Annotated in this window: 7 protein-coding genes and 1 pseudogene; all 8 read left to right on the plus strand. The window is 40.6% G+C overall.

Features of this window, described 5'->3' with window-relative positions; genetic code table 11:
• The first annotated feature begins 92 nt into the window (after positions 1-92).
• Complete coding sequence (locus CHI06_RS05620) at positions 93-1,823, plus strand: ABC transporter ATP-binding protein (protein ID WP_095247444.1); 1,731 nt, start codon at positions 93-95, stop codon at positions 1,821-1,823.
• On the plus strand, positions 1,824-3,683 hold the full coding sequence (locus CHI06_RS05625; protein ID WP_095247445.1) for an ABC transporter ATP-binding protein: 1,860 nt from the start codon (positions 1,824-1,826) through the stop codon (positions 3,681-3,683). It abuts the gene before it with no gap.
• 48 nt (positions 3,684-3,731) lie between these two features.
• Entirely contained in the window at positions 3,732-4,931 is a 1,200-nt protein-coding gene (locus tag CHI06_RS05630; RefSeq protein WP_373558136.1) for an MFS transporter, read from the plus strand.
• 297 nt (positions 4,932-5,228) lie between these two features.
• Complete coding sequence (locus CHI06_RS05635; protein ID WP_095247447.1) at positions 5,229-6,404, plus strand: ABC transporter substrate-binding protein; 1,176 nt, start codon at positions 5,229-5,231, stop codon at positions 6,402-6,404.
• Between the two features lie 158 nt (positions 6,405-6,562).
• Positions 6,563-7,441 (plus strand): branched-chain amino acid ABC transporter permease, encoded by an 879-nt coding sequence (locus CHI06_RS05640; protein ID WP_095247448.1) that lies wholly within the window; start codon positions 6,563-6,565, stop codon positions 7,439-7,441.
• Positions 7,442-7,454: 13 nt separating this feature from the next.
• A pseudogene (locus CHI06_RS05645) lies at positions 7,455-8,430 on the plus strand (branched-chain amino acid ABC transporter permease).
• On the plus strand, positions 8,405-9,184 hold the full coding sequence (locus CHI06_RS05650) for an ABC transporter ATP-binding protein (protein ID WP_095247450.1): 780 nt from the start codon (positions 8,405-8,407) through the stop codon (positions 9,182-9,184). The pseudogene CHI06_RS05645 and the gene CHI06_RS05650 overlap by 26 nt, the downstream one beginning before the upstream one ends.
• The gene (locus CHI06_RS05655) at positions 9,184-9,891 is read left to right on the plus strand and encodes an ABC transporter ATP-binding protein (RefSeq protein WP_095247451.1); all 708 of its coding nucleotides are present in this window, start codon (positions 9,184-9,186) and stop codon (positions 9,889-9,891) included. Before CHI06_RS05650 ends, CHI06_RS05655 begins: the two co-directional genes overlap by 1 nt.
• Positions 9,892-9,936: the final 45 nt, after the last annotated feature.

Here is a 9,936-nt window from a genome sequence, read left to right on the forward strand (position 1 = left end):
AGTTCTTTTCATAGAACTCATACTTTTTTTGCTATAATATCTTTATCATAATGTTCAAAAGATTTCCAAATGGGTGTTGGGGTGAAGTAGTAATGGTGTTTTTAGCGAAATACATAAGGAAGTATTGGAAGTCTTTTGGCTTAGCAGTATTATTTTTAACCTTTGAAGCGTTTAGTGATTTGATGATGCCAACGATCATGGCAAATATTATCGATGTCGGTGTCGCAGGCAGAGATATAAATTATGTATTGAAAATGGGTGGATTAATGCTATTGATTACGCTTTTGGGTGCAGTTGCGGCTTCGACTAGAAGTATCATTGCCAGCAATGTCTCACAAAGCTTTGGGGCCGAGTTAAGGTCGGATTTATATAAGAAAATTCAAACGCTGTCCTTCAAAAATATTGACCGCTTTGAACGCGCATCGTTAATCACAAGGCTGACCAATGATGTGACTCAAGTGCAGGTTTTTGCGAATGGCTTAATGAGGATTTTTGTTAAATCTCCGTTATTAGCAATCGGAGGATTAATCATGGCGACTCGGCTAAATCTCCACTTATCGGTCGTACTAATTGTCGTTGTCCCGATTGTGGCCATCTTTATCATTCTAAACCTAAGACTTGGTTTCCCCATGTTTTCAAAAGTACAAAAGGCACTTGACCGAGTGAATGGTGTGATGCGTGAATACTTGTCCGGGGTGCGTGTTGTCAAAGCGTTCAATCGTTTTGATGTCGAGGTAAACAAGTTTGAGAAAACAAATGACGATTTTAAAAAGCAATCGATTGCTGCCACGAGGCTGATGGCTGTGTTCAGCCCGGCGATTATGCTGACGGTTAACCTTGGAATTGTCGCTGTCCTCTGGATTGGCGGCTTTGGTGTGACGAATGGCAATGTTCAAGTAGGTCATATTATTGCTTTTATTAACTATATGACCCAAATTCTGTTTTCACTGATGATGATTTCGATGGTATTTAATATGTTTGTCCGTGCAAAAACCTCAGCTGTAAGGATTAGCGAAGTATTTGCCCAGGAAGATGATTTAACTTGGAAGGATGAAGTGGGCGAAGCCCCTGTTGAACAAGGAAGAATCGATTTTAACAATGTTTTCTTTTCTTATGAAGGGACAAGCGGTGAACCTGTGCTAAAAGATATTAACCTGACCATCCTGCCAGGAGAAACAGTTGGAATCATTGGTTCGACAGGCGCTGGTAAAAGCACCCTTGTCGGCTTAATTCCCCGTTTTTATGATGTAAGTGCCGGCAGTATCAAAGTAGATGGTGAGAATATTCACCATATTGATCCTAAAAGACTAAGAGAAAAGATTGCTTTTGTCCCGCAAAAAAACATTCTTTTTACCGGGAGTGTTGAGGAAAACATTAAATGGGGTAAAGAAGATGCCTCAATGGAAGAAGTTGAAAAAGCGGCAGAGATTGCTGGCGCACATGATTTTATCACCTCCTCCCCTGAAGGGTATCAAACAAGGATCGGTCAAGGCGGAGTTAACTTTTCAGGTGGTCAAAAGCAGCGAATCTCGATTGCGAGGGCATTAATTAAAAATCCAAAGATTTTAATATTAGATGACAGCACCAGTGCGGTTGACGTTACCACAGAGGCAGGTATTAAGGCTGGATTGAAAAAATATGCAAAAGGGCTGACGTTTCTCCTTATTGCTCAGCGAATTTCCTCGATTATGGATGCTGATAAAATAGTTGTTATGGATCATGGGGAAATTGCTGGGATCGGAAAACATGAAGAATTATTAAGAGACTGTAAGGTTTACCAGGAAATCTATCAATCACAAGTGGGTAAGGAGGTGGCTCTCTAAATGTCGAAGGAAGCAAATCTATCAAGTAACGCACCACCTTCCCTCTCACTTCCAGGAAGACCTGGCTTTGGAGGCCATCGCCGGGGCGCCCCAATTGTAAAACCAAAGAACTTTAAAGAGACGATGCGAAGGTTATGGCATTATTTTGGCAATGAGAAAAAAATGCTTAGTATTGTGTTTCTGTTCATTCTTTTTAGTTCAGCACTATCGCTGCTCTCTCCGTTCTTAATCGGAAAAGCGGTTGATGCCATAAGCCTTGACAACAAAGTTGATTTTAGTTTTCTTGAAGTAATGATCGTTATCCTTATCTCGGCCTATATTTTAGATGGTGTATTGACGTTTATGCAGGGCTGGCTAATGGCCGGTGTCTCACAGCGAATTGTAAAAAGGCTTCGGGATGCATTGTTTAGAAAACTCCAAAACCTCCCCGTCTCCTTTTTTGACAAACGGACACATGGAGAAATGATGAGCAGGCTTTCAAATGATATCGATAATGTCAGCAGTACCATCTCACAATCGACGACACAGCTGATGTCAGGTGTCATTGTGATTATGGGTTCGTTTATTATGATGCTGATTCTTAGTCCAATTTTGACAGTGGCGAGCTTACTGACCGTTCCCCTTGTCTTTCTCTTAACCAAGACTATTGCCAAAAGAACAAGTGTCTACTTTAAGGATCAGCAAATCCAGCTTGGGAAGTTAAATGGACAAATTGAAGAAACGATTTCGGGTATAGAGGTTGTTAAAGCATTTAATCATGAGGATAAGGTTATTTCTGAATTTGAAGAGGTCAATCAAAAGCTGCGTGAGGTTGGACTTAAGGCGCAAATCTGGTCCGGCTTTCTTATGCCCATCATGAATGTGATTAATAATTTAGGCTTTGTGATTGTGGCGGTTACGGGAGGATTTCTTGCTGTAAAGGGCATGATTACCATCGGTGCGATTGCAAGTTTTATTACCTATTCGAGGCAGTTTGTCCGGCCGCTCAACGACCTTGCCCAAATTTTCAACTTGCTGCAATCCGGTGTAGCCGGTGCCGAGCGAGTTTTTGAAATTCTCGATGAGCAAGAGGAGCCTGATGATAGAAAGGATGCCATTGTGTTAGACAAGCCAAAAGGGCATGTTGTTTTTGAAAACGTCAGCTTCGGCTATCGCGGTGATGTACTGATTTTAAACAATGTTAGTTTTGAAAGTGATATTGGGAGCAGTACGGCATTAGTCGGTCCGACTGGAGCGGGAAAAACGACGATTGTTAATTTGTTGACACGTTTTTATGATGTCACCGAGGGCAGAATTTTGTTAGATGGTCATGATATTAGAGAATATACACGTGACAGCTTGAGAAGCTGTTTTGGATTTGTTCTGCAGGATACCTATCTGTTTTCAGGTAGTATTAAGGAGAATATTAAGTATGGAAAGCCTTCGGCAAGTGATGAAGAGGTCATCACTGCTGCAAAAATGGCCAATGCGGATTCTTTTATAAGACGATTGCCAAATCAGTATGATACAACCCTTTCAGAAAATGGCGGAAACTTAAGTCAAGGGCAGCGCCAGTTGATTGCCATTGCCAGGGTTATTCTTGCAAAGCCCGCAGTACTGATACTAGACGAGGCAACAAGCAGTATTGATACCCGTACCGAGCTTCATATTCAAGAGGCGCTGTTAACCTTAATGGAGGGGCGTACTAGTTTTATTATCGCTCACCGGTTAAACACGATTCGTGATGCGGATAGCATTATGGTAATTGAAAATGGACAAATCCTAGAAAAAGGAAGTCACGGTGAACTCATGAACCAGCAGAGGAAATATCATAATATGTTCTTTAACCAATTTAAAAATGTTGAAATCTCTGTAGATTAATGAAATAACTATCGTTAGGGAATAATCTAGTCTTAAAGGGGGCTGGCTATGAAAAAAGAAATTTCAACCCGGAAATTACTCTGGGTTTCCGGAACAGGCTGGATGTTTGATGCATTGGATGTGGGTATGCTTTCCTTCATTATTGCCGCATTGAAAGTAGAATGGGATTTATCTTCTGAGCAAATGGGTTGGATTGGAAGTGTCCAATCGATTGGGATGGCTGTAGGGGCATTAATTTTCGGATTAATGGCAGACCGAATAGGCCGGAAAAATGTGTTTATCATTACGTTATTATTATTTTCAATCGGAAGCGGAATTTCTGCTTTTGCCACATCGATTACTGTCTTCCTTATATTAAGATTTTTTATTGGCATGGGTCTTGGCGGAGAGCTTCCCGTTGCCTCGACACTCGTTTCTGAAAGTGTTCCTGCCGAAAAACGAGGACGGATTGTTGTATTACTAGAAAGCTTTTGGGCAGCTGGGTGGCTGATTGCTGCAGTTATTTCTTATTTTATTATTCCAAAGTATGGATGGTCGACTGCCTTGTTAATTAGTGCAACACCTGCACTTTATGCTTTATATTTACGAGTTGGTTTACCTGACTCACCGAGATTCGAAGCGATTAAGGAGAAAGAAAAGATTTCTCCGTTTCAAAGTCTTGCTAATCTATGGACGAACGAGTATCGCCGCCGTACAACGATGCTATGGATTGTTTGGTTCTGTGTTGTTTTCTCCTATTATGGAATGTTTCTATGGCTTCCAAGTGTGATGGTAATGAAAGGTTTTAGTCTAATCAAAAGCTTTGGGTATGTTTTAATTATGACCCTTGCTCAATTACCAGGTTATTTTACGGCTGCTTGGGCGATTGAAAGATTCGGCCGGAAATTTGTCTTAGCTGTCTACTTAATTGGAACGGCGATCAGTGCTTTTCTTTTTGGAAATGCAGAGTCAACGACACTGTTAATTACCTCGGGTATTCTGTTATCCTTCTTTAATCTTGGGGCTTGGGGAGGATTATACGCTTATACGCCGGAACAGTATCCTACGATTATCCGTGGAACCGGGTCAGGATCGGCAGCGGCATTTGGCCGGTTAGGCGGAGTCCTTGGACCTTTATTGGTTGGTTATTTAGTGGCACAAAATACATCCATTTCCACCATCTTTACGATCTTTTGTATATCAGTTTTCGTTGCTGCCTTAGCCGTTATTTTCTTAGGAAAAGAAACGAAAAATAAAGTATTAGTATAATGTTTAGTTAGAGAGATTTCCAAATGGGAGTCTCTCTTTTATTTTTTAACACAGCGTGATTTTACCACTTTAAAGGAACAAAGTATATTGGATTGTTTTTTAATCCTATGATTATAGTAGGGGATTATTAAAATATTTATTTTTTCAGAATTATATTAAAATAACGCATTTTACTACTAGACGAATAGGAAATTATTTTGGTACAATGTTTTCAGAATATTATCTTTTTTTAAACATCTTATTGGACAAGCATCGATTGAAAAGGGGAATTTTATTCAAAAATAGGGGGTATAGTCAGTGAGAAAGAAAAAACTTGCAGGAATTTTTATGTCGTTCATGATGGCGGCGGGGGTGTTGGCAGGCTGTGGCGGTTCAGCAAGTACAAGCGGTGAAAAAGACGGCGAAACGGTAAAAATTGGTGCCAATCTTGAACTTTCAGGCGGGGTAGCTTCTTACGGTCAGTCGATTCAAGAAGGTCTGAAGTTGGCAATTGAAGAGATCAACAAAGAAGGTATTGATGGCAAGAAGTTAGAGCTCGTAACCTTTGATAATAAATCAGATGCGGCGGAAGCAACAAACGGTGCTATTAAGCTAATCAGCCAAGATAAAGTTTCAGCTATCGTGGGTGCAGCTACAAGTACAAATACATTGGCACAGGTGGAAATTGCTCAGAAGAACAAAACTCCACTAATCACACCAACTGGAACAAACTCTACGATTACAAGTAAGGATGGAGTCCTTAATGACTTTGTATTCCGTACTTGTTTCATCGACCCATTCCAAGGAACAGTAGCGGCTAACTTTGCTTCTACTGATCTAAAAGTAAAAAATGCAGCGATCATTATTGATAGCTCTAGTGACTATTCAAAAGGTCTTGCAGCTTCTTTCCAGGAATCATTTGAAGGAAATGGCGGTAAGGTTGTGGCTGAAGAGGCTTATGTTGCAAAGGATACAGATTTCAATGCGATCTTAACCAATATTAAAGCGAAAAATCCAGAATTCATATTCCTTCCAGGTTTTTATGAAGAAGTTGGATTAATTATCAAGCAGGCTCGTGCACTTGGAATTGATGTTCCAATCATGGGCGGCGATGGCTGGGATTCTCCTACTCTAGTAGATATTGCTGGAGCAGATCCATTAAACAATACATTTATTACAAACCACTATTCTTCTGGAGACTCTGATCCAAAAGTACAGGATTTCGTAAAAGCATTCGAAGGCAAATATGATGGTAAATCTCCTGATGCCTTTGCTGCTTTAGGCTATGACACTGCTTACTACATTGCAGATGCGGTTAAGCGTGCTGGAAGCGGAGACCCTGAGAAAATCAAAAAAGCACTTGAAGAAACAGATGGTCTTGCGCTTGTATCAGGTAATATGAAACTTGATAAAAACCATGATCCTATCAAAGCTGCTGTTATCTTAGAATACAAAGGCGGCAAACAAGAATTTAATACAAAGGTTAACCCATAAACAAAAAGACGGAAGTGCATAGGGAAAAAAGCAGTTCATTTTTTCCTAGGCGCTCCGAGCTAGACAAAATTTTATAGGGAAAAAAGAATAGGGAGAATGCTAGTCTCCCTATTCCCTATTCAGATGATATTTTCCTAATTTTAGGAGGAGACTTAGACATGGAATTTTTACAACAGCTGGTCAACGGGGTGTCTTTAGGCAGTATTTATGCCTTGATTGCCCTTGGGTATACAATGGTGTACGGAATTGTAAAATTAATTAACTTTGCCCATGGAGACGTCTTCATGGTTGGTGCATTTATCGGTTTTTACTCTATTACGATACTAGATTTGGGATTTTTCCCTTCCTTGCTTATTTCCATGGCAGTTTGTGCCATCTTAGGGGTTCTCATTGAAAGAATCGCCTACAAACCTTTGCGTAATGCCACTAGAATTGCGGCTCTTATTACTGCAATTGGAGTATCATTGTTAATTGAATATGGAGTCATTTATGTTCGAGGTGCTCAGCCAGAAGCATATCCTGGTGACTTGATTCCGGCAACAAGCTTAGATTTCTTAGGTGTAAAGGTGAGCAGTCAGTCACTGCTAATTTTAGGTACTTCTGTAGTATTAATGATCTTATTGCAATTTATCGTACATAAGACAAAAATTGGAAAAGCGATGCGTGCAGTTTCTTATGATATGGATGCAGCAAGATTGATGGGAATTAACGTTAACAATACTATTTCCGCAACCTTTGCGATTGGGTCAGCGTTAGCGGGTGCAGCGGGTGTTGCTTTCGGAATGTATTATACAAAAATTGAGCCGTTAATGGGAATTATCCCAGGCCTTAAAGCCTTCGTTGCAGCCGTCTTAGGCGGTATTGGAATTATTCCAGGAGCAATGGTTGGCGGTCTATTATTAGGTGTTATCGAGTCACTGGTAAGTGCAGCAGGCTTCTCACTTTGGCGAGATGGTGTGGCATTTGTCGTATTGATTTTAATTTTGATTTTCCGTCCAGCCGGTTTATTCGGTAAAAATGTACGGGAAAAAGTGTAGGGGGGCTATAGCGATGAATATACTCAGGACTGCGAAAGGTTTTTGGTCATCAATCGTTTTAGCCATTGTTTTTGGTGTTGTGATGCAATTTTTAATTACCGGAGAAATAATTAACTTCTTCTATGTGAACACACTATACTTTATTGGTATTAATATTATTCTTGCTGCCAGCTTACATTTGATAATTGGAATTACTGGACAGTTTTCGATTGGACATGCAGGCTTCCTGGCTGTAGGTGCTTATGCCTCTGCCATTATTACAATGAAATTAGAGCTTCCCTTCTCTCTTGGTCTATTAGCGGGAGGAGTAGCAGCTGCAATTGCAGGCTTAATAATTGGAATTCCTACACTTCGGCTAAAAGGAGATTATCTTGCGATTGCCACACTTGGGTTTGGTGAAATTGTCCGGATTGTCTTTTTAAATATTGAATATGTTGGCGGAGCAAGCGGGATGACTGTTACCCAGCTTACGACTTGGCCATGGCTATTTGGAAGTATCCTTCTAACACTAATCGTCATCAGAAACTTTACCAATTCAACACATGGACGAGCCTGCATTTCTGTCAGAGAAAATGAAATTGCAGCGGACGCAATGGGGATTAACACTACTTACTATAAGGTAGTCGCGTTTGCGATCGGAGCCTTTTTCGCTGGAGTTGCAGGTGCTTTGTATGCACATAACTTTTTCATTATCCAGCCGACAAACTTCGGTTTCTTAAAATCGTTTGATATTTTAATCTTTGTGGTACTTGGAGGATTAGGAAGTATGTCTGGTGCGGTACTGGCTGCGATTCTCCTAACAATCGTTTCTACATTCTTGCAAAGCTTTCCAGAATTACGAATGATTATTTATAGCTTAGTATTGGTACTGATGATGCTTTACCGTCCACAGGGAATTATGGGCACAAGAGAATTGACCTCATTCTTTAAGTTTGGCAAGTCTGCAAAAGGAGGAGTCAACTCATGACAGCAAACACCCCATTGCTTAAAGTAAATAATGCAGGTATCCGTTTTGGCGGATTAAAGGCTGTTTCAGACGTGAACCTCGAGTTAAAGCAAGGTGAGTTAGTAGGTTTGATTGGACCGAATGGTGCCGGTAAAACAACTTTTTTCAACCTGTTAACCGGAGTATATGTGCCTACCGAAGGCAGTATTGAATTAGATGGAGATAAATTAAATGGTTTAGCACCCTATAAGATTACCAAAAAAGGAATAAGCAGAACCTTTCAAAACATTCGTTTGTTTAGTGAATTGTCTGTGCTTGATAATGTTAAGGTGGCTTACCATTCATTGGCAAAGCATTCCATTATGAGTTCAATCTTCCGCCTCCCTAAACACTTTTCAGAAGAAAAGCATATGGAAGAAAAAGCGATTGAATTTTTGAAGATTTTTAATTTAGATAATGTCATGCATGAAACGGCGAAGAATCTGCCGTACGGTCAGCAGCGCCGTCTAGAGATTGCGAGAGCGCTGGCAGCCAATCCAAAGCTTTTGCTCCTGGACGAACCTGCAGCGGGTATGAATCCACAGGAAACAGAGGAATTAATGAATTTAATTGCGTTAATTCGTAAAAAGTTCGATTTAACGATCCTTTTGATTGAGCATGACATGCTCCTTGTAATGGGTGTATGTGAGCGTATTTATGTACTAGACCACGGTCAGCTTATTGCAGATGGGACTCCTGAACAAATCAGAAATAATCCAAAAGTCATCGAAGCGTATCTTGGGGAGGAGGTTTCGTAATGCTAAAAATTGAGGATATTAACGTGTTCTATGGTAATATTCATGCCTTAAAGGGTGTATCACTTGATATTAATGAAGGGGAAATCGTTACCTTGATTGGAGCAAATGGCGCGGGGAAAAGTACGCTGTTAAAAACGATTTCCGGTTTACTTAAGCCGAAGAACGGGAATATCTTGTTTGAAGGACAATCCATTTCAGGTAAGGTTGCTCAGTCTATCGTGAAACAGGGACTTTCGCATGTTCCTGAAGGCCGTCGTGTGTTTGCCAACATGTCTGTAGAAGAGAATCTTGAATTAGGAGCATATTTACGGAAGGATAAGCAAGGGATAAAGGAGGACTTTGAAAAGGTCTACAATCTATTTCCTCGTTTACTCGAACGGCGTAAGCAACTGTCTGGTACGTTATCAGGCGGTGAGCAGCAAATGCTGGCAATGGGCAGAGCCTTGATGGCACGCCCAAAGCTCTTACTTTTGGACGAACCATCTATGGGACTGGCACCGCTTTTAGTTAAGACGATTTTTCGGATTATCGAAGAAATCAATAAGTCAGGCACTACGATTCTATTAGTTGAGCAAAATGCAAACATGGCGTTATCAATCGCAGACCGCGCCTATGTCATCGAGACTGGAAAAATTGTTATCTCAGGATCTTCCGAAGAGTTAAACCAGAGCGACCAAATACGAATGGCTTACTTGGGCGGCCATTAATAGCTGTAAAAAGACGTGTGAGTTTACATTCACACGTCTTTTTGC

Source organism: Bacillus sp. 7884-1, from assembly GCF_002272245.1.
Taxonomy (GTDB): domain Bacteria; phylum Bacillota; class Bacilli; order Bacillales; family Cytobacillaceae; genus Neobacillus.